Raw genomic sequence first — 16772 nt, 5'->3', positions numbered from 1 at the left:
TTTGGAAAAGCCTAAAAAGCTCCCTTTATAACTTCTATCCCCGTCACTCTCTCCTGCCGGTCCAGCCATACGGCCACCACATCAAAACGGCAGGGACGGTTGCTCAAACCGTGCTTGCTAAGGTAATAATTAGCCAGGCGGCGCAGGCGCATTTGCTTGCGGCCGTCAATCGATTCCTGGGGTGTACCGAAGGTAGCTACCGAGCGGGTGCGTACCTCGACAAAAACAACTGCCTCGCCGTCGGCAGCAATAATGTCTATTTCCCCCAGGGGGCAGCGGTAATTGCGCGCCAGCAGCCGGTAGCCCCTGCGCTCTAAATAAGCAGCGGCGGCTGCCTCCCCTAGCTGGCCGCGCCGCCGCCGCGCCATAGTCATGGCTATGCACCTCTTCTCAAGGTATCTTCTCAAGGCATAAAGAAGGACACTGCCGAGTTCATGGCATAATCGGTCAATGGGGTCGGGTAAATCCCCAGGAGGAAGAGGACCAGCAGGGATACCACCATGGCTACCTGGAGGCCGGGAGCGACCCGCAGCGGTTGGCTCCCTTCCGGCGGGTTACCCAGGTACATGGCCTTGGCCACCAGCAGGTAGTAGTAGACGGAAACCATACTCATCAGGATACCAAGGATGGCCAGCCAGATATAACCCCGGGAGATAATGGACATGAACAGGTAAAACTTGCCCACAAAGCCGGCCATGGGCGGTATCCCCGCCAGGGACAGCAGGGAAAAGAGCATTACCGCCGCCACCAGGGGCGAGCGCCTAGCCAGGCCGGCATAATCCCTGATCTCATCGCTCCCATCGGTGTTGTAGAAAGCCGTGGCCGCCATAAAGGCGCCCATGTTGCCGAAGACGTAGAGCATAGCATAGTACATGATAGCGCCAATGCCCAGGACCGAGAAGGAAACAATACCCAGGAGCAGGTAGCCGGCCTGGGAGATACTGGAATAGGCCAGCAACCGCTTGATATTGGTCTGGGGGATGGCCACCAGGTTGCCCAGGACCATGGTCAGCACTGCCAGGGCGATAAAGAGCTGCACCCAGAAGTTGTGCAGGTCCGGCAGGGCGCCGAAAAACACCCGTACCAGGGCAGCAAAACCGGCGGCCTTGGAAGCCACCGACAGGAAACCCGTCACCGGCGTCGGCGCCCCCTCATAAACATCGGGAGACCACATGTGAAAGGGTACGGCCGTTACCTTAAAGGCAAAACCAGCCAGGAGAAAGATGGTTCCCAGGAGGAGGGCCGGGCTGGCACCACCGGCCGCTACCGCCTGGCCAATCTCCTTGATTACCGTGCTGCCGCTGGCCCCATAGACCAGGCTCAAGCCGTACAGGAGAATGGCCGAGGACATGGCCCCCAGCAGGACGTACTTGATACCGGCCTCGGCCGATCTGGCATCATCGAGGCGATAGGCGGCCAGGATACAGAAGGTAATGGTCATCAGTTCCAGGCCCAGGTAAAGGCTGATCAGCTCGCCGGAAGAAGCCAGGACCATCATCCCCAGGGTGGCCAGCACCAGCAAAGCATAATATTCTCCCTGGTTAAAGCCCATCTTTTCCACATAATCAAAGGAACAAACAGCAGTCAGGAGGGCCGCGGCCAGGAATAAAACTTTGAAATAGGTGCCGAAGGAGTCGATAACATATCCACCCAGGATTACCCCGCTGGCATCCCGCATGCTAAAGGCAGCCACCATCAGGCCGGCCAGGCCGGCAGCTGCTACATAGCCAATACCCCGGCGATCGCTTTTAGGCACCAGGAGGCCTAATGCCAGCAGCCCCAAACCCAACGCTGCCGTTAAGATTTCCACCGTCAGTAGATAAAGATTCGCCATCAGAAAATACCCCCTATCGCCTTCGCAGCTTCTATTTTAGCTACGAGCGGGGCTACACCGCTGTTGATCATGTCAATCTGCAGGGAAGGCAACAAGCCAAAGAGGATCAGGGTGGCTACTAAAACGACAATGGGCACCATCTCCACCCCGCGGGCATCCTCCAGGTGATCCCATTCGGCTTTCCGCGGGCCAAAGAAGGTATTCTTGACCACCCGTAAAACATAGGTGGCCGTTATGACAATACCCGAAATGGCCAGGATGGAAAGGAACCGGTAGGAGAGGAGGCCGCCCAGTAAAGACTGTTCCCGGGTAAAGGAACCCATGAAAATAAGAAACTCGGCCACAAAGTTGTTAAGGCCCGGGAGGCCCAGGGAGGCCAGGCCGCCAATGAGGAAGCCGGCCGCTACCCGCGGCATCTGGTGGGCCAGGCCGCCAAAGCGGGCAATTTCCCTGGTATGGGCCTTATGGTAGACATTGCCTACCAGGGCAAAGAAGAGGGCCGTCATGATGCCGTGGGCAAACATCTGGGCTACCGCCCCGTTCAGACTCAAGGTATTGAGGGCGGCTATCCCCAGCAGGACGTAACCCATATGGCTGACGCTGCTGTAACCGATAACAAACTTGAGGTCTTTCTGGACCATGGCAATCATGGCCCCGTAGACCACATTCACTATACAGAGAACGGCAATGAGGGGCGCCCAGTATTTGGCTCCTTCCGGGAAGAGGAAAACGCCCACCCTGATGAGACCGTAGGCCCCCAGCTTCATTAAGACACCGGCATGAAGCATACTGACCGCCGTCGGTGCAGCCACGTGGCCGTCCGGTGACCACAGGTGCAGGGGCCAGATGGGCACCAGCACCCCAAAACCGATCAACATCAAGAAGAAGACAAATTTCTGGAAGCCCAGGTCATACTTGACCGTGGCCAGGGTCTGGATGTCAAAGGTGGCATGACCCAACTGCTGCGCAGCGTACAGGAAGGTGGCAATAATACCAATCAGGGCAAAGGCGCTGCCGACCAGGAGGTACAGAGTCAGCTTCATGGCCGCGTATTCTTTCCTGGTACTACCCCAGATACCTATTAAAAGGTACATGGGGATCACCGCTACCTCAAAGAAGAGGTAGAAGAAAAAGAGATCGCGGCTGATAAAGACGCCGAAAACCCCCGTCACCAGCATTAGCAGGAAAATAAAGAATTCCTTCACCCGTTTGGTCATATCCCAGGATGCAAAGACGCCGGTAAAGATAACTATGGCCGTCAGCAGTACCAGGGGCATGCTCATCCCGTCGACACAGACGGAATAATTAATGCCGAAGGCCGGTACCCAGGGAATATCCTGGAGGAATTGCAGTCCTCCCTGGCCGTGATCATAAAGCACGTAGGCCAGGATGGCCAGCACCAGGGAAACAAAGGTGGCCACAGCGGCGGTAATCTTAATGGTCAGCTGTTCCTTTTCCGGAATTAGCAGGATCAAGAGCAGCCCCACCACCGGGGCCAGCATAATGGCCGTTAAGATGGGAAAATTCACTGGATCACCCCTCCTAACACCGGTGCCGCCATCCAGAGGGCAATAATCATGACGGCGGTGAAGATCACCAGGGCATAGGTCTGCAGGTTCCCCGTCTGGAGCAGGCGCAGTTTCCGGCCCGCGATGCGGGTCATATCGCCGACACCGTCAAAGATGCCGTCAACTACATGGCGGTCGTGCCAATTAAAGGCTTCCGACAGGCCCAGGACCACGCGGCGGAAAAGCCACATATAGATTTCGTCGATATAAAACTTGTTCACTAATAACGCATAGATGCTGCGGTAGCGGGTCGCCAGCTTTTCCGGCACGTCGCTGGGACGGCCATAGAAGAGCCAGGCCAGGCCGATACCAGCCAGGGCAACAATTACTGAAACAAGCATCACGGCGTAGTTGGGTTCCACATGGTGGGGCTCGCCATAATAGACAAAGGTACTGAAGCCGTGGCCGGCAAAGGGAGTCCCCACGAAACCCGCCACCACCGAAAGTACGGCCAGGATAAGCAAAGGTATGGTCATGGTTAAAGGCGACTCATGGCCGTGGAGGCCGGCGCGCCGGTCGCCAAAAAAGGCCACGAAGATCAGGCGGAACATATAAAAGGCTGTCAGGAAGGCTACCAGGGTACCCAGGATATAAAGCCCGATAAAACCATGGTCAAAGGCTGCGGCCAGGATTTCATCCTTGCTCCAGAATCCGGCCAGGGGCGGGAGCCCGGCCAGGGCTAAAGCAGCAATGATAAAGGTACCGGCGGTAATCTTCATATCCTTGTATAAGCCACCCATGCGGAAAATGTCCTGTTCTTCCAGGGCATGGATCACACTGCCGGCTCCCAGGAAGAGGAGGGCTTTAAAGAAGGCATGAGTCATAAGGTGGAACATGCCGGCCGTCATGCTGCCTACGCCCATGGCCATGACCATGTAACCCAGCTGGCTCATGGTCGAGTAGGCGAGTATCCGCTTGATGTCCCGCTGGGCAACGGCAATGGTGGCCGAAAATAAAGCCGTAAAGCCGCCCACATAGGCCACCAGCAGCATGATGCCGGGCAGGCTGGCAAAGAGGACATAGGCCCGCGCCAGTAAATAGACACCGGCAGCCACCATGGTCGCGGCATGGATCAGGGCGCTCACCGGCGTGGGGCCTTCCATGGCATCAGGCAGCCAGACATGGAGGGGAAACTGGGCCGACTTGCCGATGGGGCCGATAAATACCAGGGCTGCCGCCAGGGCTAAAAAGCCGGTATTTTGATAGCCGGGAATGGCTTCGGCCAGCTCCCGGAAATTAAAGGTCCCAAACATGGCAAAGAGGAAGAAAAAGCCCAGCATAAAACCGAAGTCGGCCACCCGGTTGGTCACAAAAGCCTTTAACCCGGCCCGGGCCGCCGCGTGTTTATGGTAATAGAAGCCAATAAGAAGGTAAGAACAAAGTCCTACCAGTTCCCAGAAGAAAAAGATCATGAAATAGTTGTTGGCCAGGACCAGGCCCAGCATGGAGGCGCTGAAAAGGGACAGGTAACTGAAGAAGGAAGAAAAGCCCGGGTCGCCGTGCATATAGCCGACCGAGTAAATTTCCACCAGCAGGGCCACCAGGGTAACTACCAGGAGCATTACTGCGCTCAAGGGATCAATTAATATCCCGGCCTCAATCTTTAAAAGTCCCGGGATCTGGAGCCACGGGACAGCATATTCCACCGGTTTCTCCATGGTTACACCCAGGAGGAAGACTTCCCGTAATACCCCGACGGCCATGACAAAGCTGGCGCTTATGGCGGCAATGGCCACCAGGGCGCTTAAAAGGCGCACCTTGCGCGTCAGGAAGATAATGATGGGAAAGGCAACAGTGGGAAAAACCGGTATCAACCAGGCATATTTGATCACGGGATATCACCTGCCTTATTGACGAATTACCATCTCAGCCAGTCAAGGTCATCCACGTTGCTGTCCAGGCGCCGGCGGTAGATATTTAAGACCAGGGCCAGGCCTACGGCTACTTCCGCTGCGGCTACGACAATGACAAAAATGGCAAAGATCTGGCCTGTCACCCGGGCCGGCTCCAGGAAATGGTTAAAAGCTACCAGGTTAATATTGACCGCATTGAGCATAAGTTCGATTCCCATTAAAACGGCGACGGCGTTTCTTTTAGCCAGGGCACCAAAGAGGCCGAGGCAGAAAAGCAGGCCGCCCAGGGCCAGGTAGTGATTTAAGGTAATCACTGGTCCTGTTTCCCTCCCCTCGCCAGGAGAATAGCTCCTACCATGGCCACCAGTAAGAGCACGGCTGCTATTTCAAAGGGGATAGCAAACGGGCCCAAAAAGGCATCGGCAATAGCCCCGACATTACCTGCCGGCGCATGGCCTGGATTAGCCGTCCAGGCCATGCGGCCCGTGGCCAGGATGATCACGATAAACAGGGCCAGGGAAACAACGGCTGCCGCCAGGTAATTGACATTAAACAGGTTGCTGGCCCGGATGTCTCCCCGCCGGGTGAGCATGACGGCAAAGACAATGAGAATGGCCACCGCCCCGGCGTAGACCAGCAGCTGCACGGCTGCCAGGAACTCGGCGTTGAGCAAGATATAGAGCCCGGCGACGCCGGCAAAGGTCAAGACCAGGTACAGGGCGCTGTGCACGATATTTTTTAAGAGGACGACCGCCAGGGCGGAGGCGATGATGATAGCCGCCAGCAGCCAGAAGAAAAGGGCGCTCATATCAGGCACCTTTTTTCACCTCCGCCGCCGGGCCGGCCAGCAGATCCTGCTCGGTATCCTCATAGCGATAGCAGGCCAGCTCAAAATCAGGCTGCCAGTGCAGGGCATCCTGGGGACAGCTTTCCACACACAGGCCGCAGAAGAGGCACTGGCCAAATTTCACCCGGTAACCGGTAAGCCGGCGCTTCTTCTGCTCGTCGCGCTCGCTCTCGATAATAATGACATGATTGGGACAGGCACTGGCGCACAGGCCACAGGCAATGCATTTCTCCCTGTCCAGGCGCAAGGAGCCGTGGGAAGCCGGGGGCAGGTTGGGCCGCCGTTCTGGATACTGTTCCGTTACTGCCTTGCCAAAACAAAAGTGCCAGGTAATACTTAAACCCTTCAGCAAACCTTGCCCGAACATCCTACCACCTCCCCAGGGTTAGCAGCTGGTAAATCTTAATGCCCACACCGGTCACCAGGATGTTGGCCAGGGACAGGGGTAACAATACCTTCCAGTTAAAGCTCAGCAGGTGGTCGATGCGGATCCGGGGGAAGGTCCAGCGCACCCACATAAAGATGAAGATCATAATATAGACTTTAATCAGGAACCATAACCACGAGGGCAGCCACGGCCCGTGCCAGCCCCCCAGGAAAAGGGTGACCGCCAGGGCGGAAACGCTCACCAGGTTGGCATACTCTGAGAGATAAAAGAGGGCGTAGCGCATGCCGGTATATTCCGTATAGGGGCCGGCGATTATCTCCTGTTCCCCTTCCACCAGATCAAAGGGGGCGCGGTTCACTTCCGCCGTGGCCGCAATAAAGTAAATAAGGAAGGCCACCGGCTGGAGCAGGATATACCAGATCCTTTCCTGGGCCGCCACTATCTGGGAAGTCTGCAAGGACCCGGCCAGCATAATTACGCCCAGTATAGAAAAAGTGAGGGGGATTTCATAACTTACCATCTGGGCCACCGAGCGCATACTCCCCAGCAGGGCGTATTTATTGTTGGCCCCCCAGCCGCCCATTAAAATGGCTATGGTTGTGGTCGAGGCCACGGCCAGGAAATAAAAGACGCCGATATTTAAATCAACAGGTATCATCCCTTTGCCAAAGGGAATGATGGCATAGACCATGACCGCCGGGATGAAGATTATTATCGGGGCAATAATAAAAACCCATTTATCGGCCCCGCGGGGTATGATATCCTCCTTGCCCAGGAGCTTTACGGCATCGGCTACCGGCTGGAGGAGACCATGGGGACCCAGGCGATTGGGCCCCAGCCGCTGCTGCATATAAGCGCTTACTTTCCGTTCCAGGTAGATCAAATAAATGGCATTTAGAAAGATAAAGGCTAAGACACCCACCAGGTACATAAGTCCCATCCCCAGGGTCTGGACCCATGGCGGGGCCCCGGCAAGTAGCCCCCCTATATAGGCGGCCAGGCCAGTAAAGATATTTTCCATAGCCATCTATCCTCTCCCTTAAGCAAAACTTCGGCTCAACGGTCAACTTCACCCAGGACGATATCAATCGAGGCGATGTTGACGACAAAATCCTGGATATTACCGCCCTCGGTTATTCTGGGCAAAGCACCTAAATTAACAAAAGAGGGGCTGTGAATGTGCAGGCGGTAGGGCTTATTGCCGCCGTCGCTTACCAGGTAAAAGCCCAAAATTCCTTTAGCGCCCTCGATCTGGTGGTAAACTTCTCCCCTGGGCGGTTTAATCACCCGGGGCACTTTGGCCATTACCGACCCGTCGGGGAGCCCGGCCATGGCCTGGCGGATAATGCGGGCGCTCTGTTCCATCTCCAAAAGGCGAATAACAAAGCGGTCGTAGCTATCCCCGTTGTTTAAAGTGGGAACATCGAATTCAAACCGGTCATAAATACCGTACGGCCGCGCTTTACGCAAGTCAAAGGGCAGCCCGCAGGCGCGCAGATTAGGCCCCGAGATGCCATAGGCCAGGGCCGTCTCCAGGTCAATCTTACCCACGCCCTGGCAACGGGCCTTAAAGATTTCATTGCCGGTAATCAAGCCGTTCATTTCCGCAATCATCCCGGGCAGGTCATTTAAAAAGGCCTCCAGGGCCGGTAAGAAGCCCGGCGGGATGTCGGCGGCGACGCCGCCGATGCGCATATAACTCACCGTCAGGCGCGAGCCGCAGGTCATCTCGAAGAGATCAAGTATCCGCTCCCTTTCCCGGAAAGGGGGAAACCACGCCGTCCAGCCGGATACATCCAGGGCCATGGAAGCCACCATGATCATATGGCTGGCTATCCGGGACAGCTCGGCCATGATAATGCGCAGGTACTCGGCCCGCTCCGGCACTGCAATACCCATGAGCTTTTCTACCGCCTGGACATAACCCAGGTTGTTGAGCATTCCCGCCAGGTAATCGAGGCGGTCGGTGTATGGGATGACCTGGGTGTAGGTGCGGTCTTCAGCCAACTTTTCTATGCCCCGGTGCAAATAACCAATTATATTTTCGACTTTGACTACTTTTTCACCATCCAGGGTTAAAAGGGCCCGGTAAACGCCATGGGTACTGGGGTGCTGGGGGCCCATATTAAGCTCGATTTGCTGGGTCAGCAAATCTTCCCTGGCAACGGCCATGACCTATTCCCTCCCTTCTTCCGCCTTTAACCGGAAATCCTTGCGCAAGGGATGACCGGTAAAATCATCGGGACAGAGGATGCGTTTCAGGTTGGGATGCCCTGGAAAAGCGACCCCCATTAGATCATAGACTTCCCGTTCCTGGACATCGGCTGCCGGCCAGATGGCAGTTAGCGAAGGAACTTCCGGGTGCCGGCGGTTGAGGTTCACCTTAACCCTTAGCTCCCTGGCTTCCGGCACGGCCAGCAAATGGTATACCATTTCTATCTGTTCGTCGTTCTTGTAATCTACCGCCGTGATGTCGGCCAAAAAATTAAAACCCTGCCTCTCCTTTAACTCCTTCATTACCGCCAGCAACTGGTCGGCCGGTACAACCAGGGCCGGCATGTCACCGCCTTCCTCCCCTTGAAGACCAGGGAAGAGGCGCTGCAATTCTTCTATTAAACCGGTCATTTCACTTCACCAGCACTACTTTAGGATTGATCACTTTTTTCTTTAGCTGCAGGAGGCCGTTAATCAAAGCCTCCGGCCGTGGAGCGCACCCGGGAACATAGACATCCACCGGCACAATAGTATCTACTCCGGGCACAACGTTATAAGAATCCACAAAGGGGCCGCCGCTGATGGCGCAGCTCCCCATGGCGATAACCCACTTCGGCGCCGGCATCTGCTCGTAGAGGCGCCGCACAAGGGGGGCCATTTTTTTCGTTACCGTTCCCGCCACAATCATCAAATCAGCCTGGCGCGGCGACGGACGGAAAACTTCGTAACCAAAACGGGCAATATCATAACGGGCGCCTCCGGCAGCCATCATTTCAATGGCGCAACAGGCCAGGCCGAAGGTTAGCGGCCAGAAGGAATGGGCCCGGCAGAAATTGAGCATATAATCCACTGTGGACAGGATAACATTATCAGGTAATTCAGGCTCTGGCGGTTTTAATCTGGCTACAACCACTTTAACGCACCCTCCTTCCAGGCATACCAGAGGCCAATTACCAGAATGCCGATAAAAATAATCATTTCAATAAAGGCGAATAATCCCAGACCTTGAAAGCGTACCGCCCAGGGGTATAAAAAAACAGTCTCAACGTCAAATAACAAAAATACGAGAGCATAAAGAAAATAACTGGCTTTAAACTGGACCCACGTTGGTCCCCGGGTCTCCAGGCCGCATTCATAGGTGGCCACCTTGTCCCCCACCGCTCTTTCCTTGGGGCGGAGGAGCCAGTTGGTTGCCAGGGCGGCGATGGCCGTAGCTGCCCCGCCAACCAGGAAAATGGCTATTATCCCGTACTGCTGCAACACCCTTGGCACCTCCTTTCCATGATGGGCCCCCTCACCTTTGGCAATACTCTAATACTTATTCGCCATATTTATGGAAATCCCTGCTTTTGACTACCAAAGCGTTTTTAAAACTTAAGCGGTGCAGTGAAGTGGGACCCAGACAGGCCAGGGCACGCCGGTGCTCCGGCGTTGGATAGCCCTTATTTTCAGCCAGCCCATAACCGGGGAAAACGGCGTCGTAGGCCACCATCAGTTCATCCCGGGCCACCTTGGCCAGGATCGAGGCGGCCGCAATGGAGGCGCTCAACGCATCGCCGCCTACCAGGGGCGTCTGCGGTACAGGCAGGCCCGGCAGCGTCATGCCATCAACTAGAACGTGGTCCGGCTTGATGGGCAAAGACATCAGGGCCCGCCACATGGCCCACCGGGAGGCCACCAGGATATTCAGGCAATCTATCTCTTTCACCGAAGCCCAGCCAACAGCCCAGGCCAGGCTGGCTTTTTTAATTGTCCCGGCCAGTTCCTGCCGTTTGCGGGGGGGAACTTTTTTCGAATCATTGAGGCCGGCGATAAACAACCCCGGTGGTAAAATAACGGCCGCAGCAGTTACCGGCCCGGCCAGGGGACCACGGCCGGCTTCATCCAGGCCGGCTATATATACGGCACCCTGGCGCTGTAAGCGCCGCTCCCAGGCGTAAAGGGCCTCTACCCGCTCCTGCTCTTCCCGGGCTACACCCTGCACTGCGACCACCTGTTTTACCACCTATATAAGATTACCACCACTTAAGCCATGTTTCAAGGCATAAAGGGCCGCCTGGGTACGATCGCTAACGCCAATTTTATGAAAGATATTCGTTAGATGGTTTTTTACTGTTTTTTCACTGATATATAAGTCCCGGGCGATCTCGCGGTTTGATTTCCCCAGGCTGACGTGAACTAAAATTTCCCGTTCCCTTCGCGTTAAAGGTAGCCCCGCTCCCGCTAAAGTAGCAGGCAGTTCCTTCTTCTGGATATAATCAATTACCTTGGGGGCGATACCGGGGTGAATTACCTGGTACCCCTGGGCTACCTGGAAAATAGCCTTGACCAGCTCTTCCGCGCCGATATCCTTAAGGACATAGCCGGAAACCCCGGCCCTCAGCAATTCAATAACATATTCCTCGTCATCATGAATGGTCAGGGCTAGGATGCCGGTTTGGGGCAGTTCCCGGCGGATCACTTTGGTGGCTTCGATACCATTTAAACCCGGCATGTTAATATCAATTAAAATTACATCCGGACGGTGGCGCCGGGCCATGGCAATGGCTTCCTGTCCGTCCCTGGCCTCGGCAACCACCTGGAAACCCGGCTCCAGTTCCAGGATCTTGCGGATGCCTTCCCGTACCAATGGGTGGTCATCAGCGATCACAATGGAAATCTTACTGGCTGGCACAACTTCCACCCCATCCCTGCTATCGGGTTAACCATGGCAACTGCCTCGTTAAAATAATGACGCCCTTCAGCCAGTTTGTGCCGCAGCTTGGTTTCTTCTTAGCAGGCTTTTTAATCAGGGAACTGGCGTAACCACTTCCTGCTAGCCTTCCACCTCTACCATCCCACCTCCCACTTCTATTTACACGGTAGCTCCAGGGTAAAGCGCCCTAAGTATCCTGCCCGGAAATCATTAACCAGGGCCAGGGCCGTCTTTTCCTGGTCAACTGTACCGCCGGGCAGAAGATAACCCCGCCGGCGACCGATGGCCTCGAGTAAATCAGTACCCTCTGCCTCCTGCCTGGTGATACCGTATCTTGTCACCAGGACTTCCGGGGCTTTGCCGATTAAAAATGCGCCCACCAGGCCGGCTATCTCGGTAACGGGCAGGATACCCTCCGGGACACAGCCAATGGCTCCCAACCACAGGGCCGTCCCCGGTTCCTGCCAGTGGGACCAGAGGACACCCGGGGTATCTAAGAGTTCCATATTGTCCTCAATACGGATCCACTGGGGCCCGCGGGTAATCCCGGGCCGGTCACCGGTACGGGCCGCCCCCCGTCCCGCCAGGCGATTTAACAGGGAAGATTTACCGACATTGGGAATCCCCAGGGCCATCACCCTTAATGGCCGTGCCCGCAACCCCTTTTGAGCCAGTTTTTCCCTTTTTTCCTTCGCTGTGCCGGCCAGTTGCTGGCGTAAAGCCCGCATACCCTCCCCCGTCCGGGCATTGAGGGCTACGGCCGGCGTCCCCCCCGCCTGGAAGACTTCCAGCCAGCGCGCTGTGGCCACGGGGTCGGCCAGGTCGGCCCTGGTTAAAACCAGAATCCGCGTCCTGTTGCCAAGGATTGTCCCCAGATCAGGGTAACGGCTGGCAGCAGGCAGCCGGGCATCGGCTACTTCCAACACAATGTCAACAACCTTCAGGTACTGGCGCAAGGACTTTATTCCTGCCGGCATACCGCCACCCACCCTGAAAATGGAGGTCTGAGCCTGGTAGTCACGCCCCAGGCGTCATGGGTGTCTACCTGATAAGCCCGATATGGTTTAAGGGCCAGAAAACCAAAACCGCTTTGCCGATAATCAGCTTCCTGTCCAGGGTCCCCCATACCCGGCTGTCGGCACTATTATTACGGTTATCTCCCAGCATAAAGTAGCTGTTGGGCGGCACTTTAATAGGGCCAAAGTCACTGTAAACTATCCCCGGCGGTAAATAGCTTGCCATTGGCTGGGGCTGGCCATTGATATAGAGAACATTGTTCCGCGCCTCAACGGTATCCCCCCCGACGGCTACCACCCGTTTGATATAATCGCGGCTGGGATCAAGGGGGTAACGAAAAACCACTACATCACCGCGCTGGGGTTCCCCCAGGCGGTAGGCCAGGCGGTTAACAATAATCCGGTCCCCGGGGTAAAGGGTGGGTTCCATGGACGGTGAAGGAATATAAAAAGGTGTAAAAAGAAAACTCCGGATGATTAAAGCTAAAACAGCGGCGATTACCAGGGACTGGAGTAAATCCCACCAGGCCGAACCCTTACTTTCCTCCAATGATTGACGCCCCCTATTAGTCAAACACGGGACTGATTGGAGCACCAGTCCCGTTGTTCGACTATGTTACCTCTCTTCTTTAATCCGGGCAGCTTTACCGGCCCGCCCGCGCAGGTAGTAGAGCTTCGCCCGCCTGACCCGGCCATGCCTTACCACTTCAATGCGCTCAAGACGCGGTGAATGGACGGGGAAAATCCTTTCCACCGCCACACCATAGGAAACCCTGCGCACGGTAAAGGTTTCATTTATACCCCGCCCCCGGCGGCCAATGACCGTTCCTTCAAAAACCTGGATCCGCTCCCGGTTACCTTCAATGACTTTGACATGCACCCGTACCGTATCCCCGGGTTTGAAGTCGGGTATATCTGAACGCATCTGTTCTTTTTCCAGGGCCTCGATGATATTCAACTTAACCCCTCCTTTCCCTGCCAGTAACACCAGCGATTATTATACCACAGGTTTTCACCAGGAAACAACTTTCAACCGGATCATAGGGTCAGAGAGCAGCCAGGCCGCCAACCAGTACCGCAAGAAGTTTATTCTCCCGGCAGGTCTTCATTCCCGGCTCGGCGGATAATATCCGCCAGGAGGCGCCGGTCTTCCGGGCTTAACTCTAGCTTTGCCAGCAAATCCGGCCGCCGTCGCCAGGTCCGTTCCAGGGCCTGCTGCCGCCGCCAGAGCCTTATCTGTTCATGATTTCCACATAGCAAGACTTCCGGTACCTCCAGGCCGCGAAAGGAGCGGGGCCGGGTATACTGGGGATATTCCAGCAGGCCCATGGCAAAGGAATCCTCTGTGGCCCCTGCCGGATCTCCCAGTACCCCGGGCAACAGGCGGGTAACGGCGTCGATAATCACCATGGCCGGTAGCTCGCCGCCCGTCAGGACATAATCACCAATCGATATTTCCCGGTTTACCAGGAACTGCCTGACCCTTTCATCGACACCTTCATAATGGCCGCAAATGAGGATCAAGCGTTCCTGTCCGGCCAGTTCACTGGCCAGGGCCTGGTTAAAGACTTCGCCCTGGGGCGATAAAAGGATAATGGGTGGCCTGACCGCGCCTGCCCCGGGTAACAAAGCCTCCACAGCCAGGAAGATGGGTTCGGCCTGCATGACCATCCCCGGTCCGCCACCAAAGGGATAGTCGTCGACGCTGCGGTGCTTATTCCGGGCGTAGTCCCGGATATCAACCAGGTTAACGGTTAGAATACCCTGTTCCCGGGCCCGCTTGATGATACTGGTATTTAAAAACCCGGTGAACATTTCGGGGAAAATGGTCAGCACATCAACCCGCAAGGGTCAGGCCTCCTAGTCCAGCAAACCCGGTGGCAGGACGACGCTGATTTCCCTCCTGGCCAGGTCAATTTTCTGCACGACCTCTTTTAAAGCCGGTATGAGGATTTCCTTTTTACCGGCGCCCTCGACGACATAAACGTCATTGGCGCCGGTAGTTAACACCCCGGTTAGAGTTCCCAGGAAATCGCCACCGGAAGTATAGACCCGGCTGCCCACTAACTGGAATATATAGTAATGCCCTGCCGGCAGGGGTTCCACTTCCCAGGGCTCCACCTGGAGAAGCGCCCCGCGCAAGGCCACGGCCTGGCCAACCTCATCAATTCCCGCCAGCTTCAGGATCAGGTAGCGGCCATGGCTGCGGGCACTGGCCACGGTCACCGGCCTTACCTCTTCTCCCTGCTGGAGGAGCAGCCTGGTCCCGGACCGGAAGCGACCGGGAAAGTCCGTCCAGGGTTCAACTTTTACCTCCCCCCGGACGCCGTGGGTAGCCACAATTTTACCGACGCCGATCCTCTCAGGCCCCATTGCTACTGGATAATCTCCACCACTACTCGCTTGCCCTGGTGGGCAGCGGCGGCTTTGACCAGGGTGCGGATGGCCCGGGCGATGCGCCCCTGCTTGCCAATGACCTTACCCATGTCCTCCTGGGCCACCCTGAGCTCCAGGATCACCGACTTTTCTCCTTCTACCTGGTTGACGCTGACCTGGTCGGGATGATCTACCAGGGCCTGGGCCAGGGTTAATAACAATTCTTTCATTGCTTACCCCCCTACTTGGCTTCCCTGGCAGCAACAAATTTCTGCCAGACACCAGCTTTTTTCAACAGGGCGCGCACTGTTTCTGAAGGTTGCGCTCCCGTACCCAGCCAGCGCAGGGCTTTATCCTCATCAACCTTGATTTCAGCGGGTTGTTTAACGGGGTTGTAATAACCGATCTCTTCAATCACCCGGCCATCGCGGGGTGAACGGGCATCGGCCACTACCACCCGGTAAAAAGGCGCTTTTTTAGCTCCCATGCGCTTCAGGCGGATCTTGGTTGCCATCTTAACACTCACCTCCTTAAATTAAAAGGGGAAAGGAAGGCGGCCTTTCATTTTTTTCTTGTTACCGCCTTCACCGAAAAGTTGCATCAGTTTCCTGGCTTCTTCAAACTGGCGCAGCAGGCGGTTCACATCCTGGACCCGGGTACCGCTACCGGCGGCGATGCGCTTCTTGCGGCTGCCGTTAATGATGGCCGGGTTGCGCCTCTCCTCCGGGGTCATGGACTGGATAATGGCTTCAGTATGGAGCATCTCTTTGGGATCAATCTGGAGATCCTTTAGCTGCTTCATTTTCCCGGCCCCGGGCAACATGCTTAAAATTTCATCCAGGGGGCCCATTTTCTTCACCTGTTTCATCTGCTCCAGGAAATCTTCCAGGGTAAACTCTTGCTGGCGAATCTTCCTCTGGAGCTCCTTGGCCTTCTCAACGTCAAAATTGGCCTGGGCCTTTTCGATGAGGCTCAGGACATCCCCCATCCCCAGGATGCGAGAAGCCAGGCGATCCGGGTGGAAAGTCTCCAGGGCCTCTGTTTTTTCTCCCACGCCGGTAAATTTAATTGGGCAACCCGTAACCGCCCGGACGGACAGGGCGGCGCCGCCGCGGGTATCGCCGTCCAGTTTGGTGAGTATTACCCCTGTCAGGCCCAGTTGCTGGTGAAAAGCAGAAGCCACCTGGACGGCATCCTGGCCGGTCATGGCATCTACTACCAGGAGGATCTCCTGGGGATTAACAGCCTCTTTAATCGCTGCCAGCTCAGCCATCATGGCTTCATTAATATGCAAACGGCCGGCCGTATCCAGGATCACCGGGTTGCTACCGAACTTACGGGCGTGCTCCACCGCCGCCCGGGCAATATCAACCGGGCTGTTTCCTTCTCCCATACTGAAAACCGGAACTTTTAACTGCTCTCCCAGGACCTGGAGCTGCTTGATGGCCGCCGGGCGGTAAACATCGGCAGCCACCAGCAGGGGCCGCCGGCCCTGGTTTTGCACCAGGCGGGCCAGTTTGGCAGCCGTAGTTGTCTTGCCGGCGCCCTGCAGGCCCACCAGCATAATGACCGTGGGCGGCTGGCTGGCCCAGTTGATTTTACTCTCGCTGCCGCCCATGAGGGCTGTCAGCTCCTCATGGACAATCTTAACCACCTGCTGGCCCGGAGTCAGGCTCCGCATGACTTCCTGGCCGACGGCCCGCTCCTTGACCCGGTTGATAAAATCTTTGACCACCTTGAAGTTGACGTCGGCTTCCAGCAGGGCCAGGCGGATTTCCCGCACGGCCGTGTTGACGTCGGCTTCGGTGAGCTTACCTTTAGCACGCAGCTTCTTGAAAGTTTCCTGCAGTTTGTCGGCCAGGGAAGCAAAAACGGCCACCTGATTCACCCCCCGGGTTGGCTGGTCTGGGGAGTCCAGGAGGCAAACGAGTTAAGTGCTACTTAACCGGTCACCCCGGACCCTCACCCTACCATCGCCGTT

Annotated in this window: 22 protein-coding genes; all 22 read right to left on the bottom strand. The window is 56.2% G+C overall.

Going from position 1 to position 16772, the window contains the following annotated elements; genetic code table 11:
• Positions 1-11: 11 nt before the first annotated feature.
• On the bottom strand, positions 12-374 hold the full coding sequence (locus MGLY_RS12270) for a YraN family protein (RefSeq protein ID WP_156274236.1): 363 nt from the start codon (positions 372-374) through the stop codon (positions 12-14).
• Positions 375-403: 29 nt separating this feature from the next.
• Positions 404-1834 carry an NADH-quinone oxidoreductase subunit N gene (locus MGLY_RS12265; protein ID WP_156274234.1) on the bottom strand — a complete coding sequence of 477 codons (1431 nt, stop codon included), beginning with the start codon at positions 1832-1834 and terminating at the stop codon, positions 404-406.
• Positions 1834-3363, bottom strand: a complete 1530-nt coding sequence (locus tag MGLY_RS12260; protein ID WP_156274232.1) for a complex I subunit 4 family protein — start codon at positions 3361-3363, stop codon at positions 1834-1836. The genes MGLY_RS12265 and MGLY_RS12260 overlap by 1 nt, the downstream gene beginning before the upstream one ends.
• Entirely contained in the window at positions 3360-5234 is a 1875-nt protein-coding gene (gene nuoL / locus MGLY_RS12255; protein WP_156274230.1) for an NADH-quinone oxidoreductase subunit L, read from the bottom strand. The genes MGLY_RS12260 and nuoL overlap by 4 nt, the downstream gene beginning before the upstream one ends.
• Before the next feature lie 26 nt (positions 5235-5260).
• Positions 5261-5569: an NADH-quinone oxidoreductase subunit NuoK gene (nuoK, locus tag MGLY_RS12250; RefSeq protein ID WP_156274228.1), complete on the bottom strand. Its 309-nt coding sequence runs from the start codon at positions 5567-5569 to the stop codon at positions 5261-5263.
• Positions 5566-6063, bottom strand: a complete 498-nt coding sequence (locus tag MGLY_RS12245; protein ID WP_170291226.1) for an NADH-quinone oxidoreductase subunit J family protein — start codon at positions 6061-6063, stop codon at positions 5566-5568. The genes nuoK and MGLY_RS12245 overlap by 4 nt, the downstream gene beginning before the upstream one ends.
• Position 6064: 1 nt before the next feature.
• Positions 6065-6469: a NuoI/complex I 23 kDa subunit family protein gene (locus MGLY_RS12240; RefSeq protein WP_062283867.1), complete on the bottom strand. Its 405-nt coding sequence runs from the start codon at positions 6467-6469 to the stop codon at positions 6065-6067.
• Position 6470: 1 nt separating this feature from the next.
• Complete coding sequence (nuoH, locus tag MGLY_RS12235; RefSeq protein ID WP_156274224.1) at positions 6471-7517, bottom strand: NADH-quinone oxidoreductase subunit NuoH; 1047 nt, start codon at positions 7515-7517, stop codon at positions 6471-6473.
• 29 nt (positions 7518-7546) lie between these two features.
• The gene (locus MGLY_RS12230; protein WP_156274222.1) at positions 7547-8662 is read right to left on the bottom strand and encodes an NADH-quinone oxidoreductase subunit D; all 1116 of its coding nucleotides are present in this window, start codon (positions 8660-8662) and stop codon (positions 7547-7549) included.
• A 3-nt stretch (positions 8663-8665) separates the two neighbouring features.
• Positions 8666-9115 carry an NADH-quinone oxidoreductase subunit C gene (locus MGLY_RS12225; RefSeq protein ID WP_156274220.1) on the bottom strand — a complete coding sequence of 150 codons (450 nt, stop codon included), beginning with the start codon at positions 9113-9115 and terminating at the stop codon, positions 8666-8668.
• A 1-nt stretch (position 9116) separates the two neighbouring features.
• Positions 9117-9617: an NADH-quinone oxidoreductase subunit B gene (locus tag MGLY_RS12220; protein ID WP_156274218.1), complete on the bottom strand. Its 501-nt coding sequence runs from the start codon at positions 9615-9617 to the stop codon at positions 9117-9119.
• Positions 9608-9967, bottom strand: coding sequence for an NADH-quinone oxidoreductase subunit A (locus tag MGLY_RS12215; protein ID WP_156274216.1), 360 nt, complete (start codon positions 9965-9967; stop codon positions 9608-9610). Before MGLY_RS12215 ends, MGLY_RS12220 begins: the two co-directional genes overlap by 10 nt.
• Before the next feature lie 55 nt (positions 9968-10022).
• Positions 10023-10697 carry a ribonuclease HII gene (gene rnhB, locus MGLY_RS12210; protein ID WP_246187324.1) on the bottom strand — a complete coding sequence of 225 codons (675 nt, stop codon included), beginning with the start codon at positions 10695-10697 and terminating at the stop codon, positions 10023-10025.
• Between the two features lie 12 nt (positions 10698-10709).
• Positions 10710-11387: a response regulator gene (locus MGLY_RS12205; protein WP_246187323.1), complete on the bottom strand. Its 678-nt coding sequence runs from the start codon at positions 11385-11387 to the stop codon at positions 10710-10712.
• A gap of 167 nt (positions 11388-11554) precedes the next feature.
• Complete coding sequence (gene ylqF, locus MGLY_RS12200) at positions 11555-12376, bottom strand: ribosome biogenesis GTPase YlqF (RefSeq protein ID WP_156274214.1); 822 nt, start codon at positions 12374-12376, stop codon at positions 11555-11557.
• Between the two features lie 64 nt (positions 12377-12440).
• Positions 12441-12965, bottom strand: coding sequence for a signal peptidase I (gene lepB, locus MGLY_RS12195; protein WP_211661874.1), 525 nt, complete (start codon positions 12963-12965; stop codon positions 12441-12443).
• 66 nt (positions 12966-13031) lie between these two features.
• Positions 13032-13373: a 50S ribosomal protein L19 gene (gene rplS / locus MGLY_RS12190; RefSeq protein WP_156274210.1), complete on the bottom strand. Its 342-nt coding sequence runs from the start codon at positions 13371-13373 to the stop codon at positions 13032-13034.
• A 128-nt stretch (positions 13374-13501) separates the two neighbouring features.
• Complete coding sequence (gene trmD / locus MGLY_RS12185) at positions 13502-14263, bottom strand: tRNA (guanosine(37)-N1)-methyltransferase TrmD (RefSeq protein ID WP_156274208.1); 762 nt, start codon at positions 14261-14263, stop codon at positions 13502-13504.
• 12 nt (positions 14264-14275) lie between these two features.
• A complete protein-coding gene (rimM, locus tag MGLY_RS12180; protein WP_156274206.1) occupies positions 14276-14788 on the bottom strand; it encodes a ribosome maturation factor RimM in 513 nt (170 codons plus the stop codon).
• 2 nt (positions 14789-14790) lie between these two features.
• Positions 14791-15021 (bottom strand): KH domain-containing protein, encoded by a 231-nt coding sequence (locus MGLY_RS12175; RefSeq protein WP_054937392.1) that lies wholly within the window; start codon positions 15019-15021, stop codon positions 14791-14793.
• Positions 15022-15032: 11 nt separating this feature from the next.
• Positions 15033-15305: a 30S ribosomal protein S16 gene (rpsP, locus tag MGLY_RS12170; RefSeq protein WP_156274204.1), complete on the bottom strand. Its 273-nt coding sequence runs from the start codon at positions 15303-15305 to the stop codon at positions 15033-15035.
• A 21-nt stretch (positions 15306-15326) separates the two neighbouring features.
• Positions 15327-16670, bottom strand: a complete 1344-nt coding sequence (gene ffh / locus MGLY_RS12165) for a signal recognition particle protein (protein ID WP_156274202.1) — start codon at positions 16668-16670, stop codon at positions 15327-15329.
• Positions 16671-16772 lie beyond the last annotated feature (102 nt).

The organism is Moorella glycerini (assembly GCF_009735625.1).
GTDB classification, from domain to species: Bacteria; Bacillota; DSM-521; order Neomoorellales; family Neomoorellaceae; genus Neomoorella; species Neomoorella glycerini.
The sequence above is the reverse complement of the archived record's forward strand: the minus strand, read 5'-3'. Positions and strand labels throughout refer to the sequence as shown.

Coding starts and splice junctions, on each gene's coding strand:
- MGLY_RS12270 (WP_156274236.1), bottom strand. CDS start 374: ATGACTATGGCGCGGCGGCGGCGCGGCCAGCTAGGGGAGGCAGCCGCC.
- MGLY_RS12265 (WP_156274234.1), bottom strand. CDS start 1,834: ATGGCGAATCTTTATCTACTGACGGTGGAAATCTTAACGGCAGCGTTG.
- MGLY_RS12245 (WP_170291226.1), bottom strand. CDS start 6,063: ATGAGCGCCCTTTTCTTCTGGCTGCTGGCGGCTATCATCATCGCCTCC.
- MGLY_RS12240 (WP_062283867.1), bottom strand. CDS start 6,469: ATGTTCGGGCAAGGTTTGCTGAAGGGTTTAAGTATTACCTGGCACTTT.
- nuoH (WP_156274224.1), bottom strand. CDS start 7,517: ATGGCTATGGAAAATATCTTTACTGGCCTGGCCGCCTATATAGGGGGG.
- MGLY_RS12230 (WP_156274222.1), bottom strand. CDS start 8,662: ATGGCCGTTGCCAGGGAAGATTTGCTGACCCAGCAAATCGAGCTTAAT.
- MGLY_RS12225 (WP_156274220.1), bottom strand. CDS start 9,115: ATGACCGGTTTAATAGAAGAATTGCAGCGCCTCTTCCCTGGTCTTCAA.
- ylqF (WP_156274214.1), bottom strand. CDS start 12,376: ATGCCGGCAGGAATAAAGTCCTTGCGCCAGTACCTGAAGGTTGTTGAC.
- rimM (WP_156274206.1), bottom strand. CDS start 14,788: ATGGGGCCTGAGAGGATCGGCGTCGGTAAAATTGTGGCTACCCACGGC.
- MGLY_RS12175 (WP_054937392.1), bottom strand. CDS start 15,021: ATGAAAGAATTGTTATTAACCCTGGCCCAGGCCCTGGTAGATCATCCC.
- rpsP (WP_156274204.1), bottom strand. CDS start 15,305: ATGGCAACCAAGATCCGCCTGAAGCGCATGGGAGCTAAAAAAGCGCCT.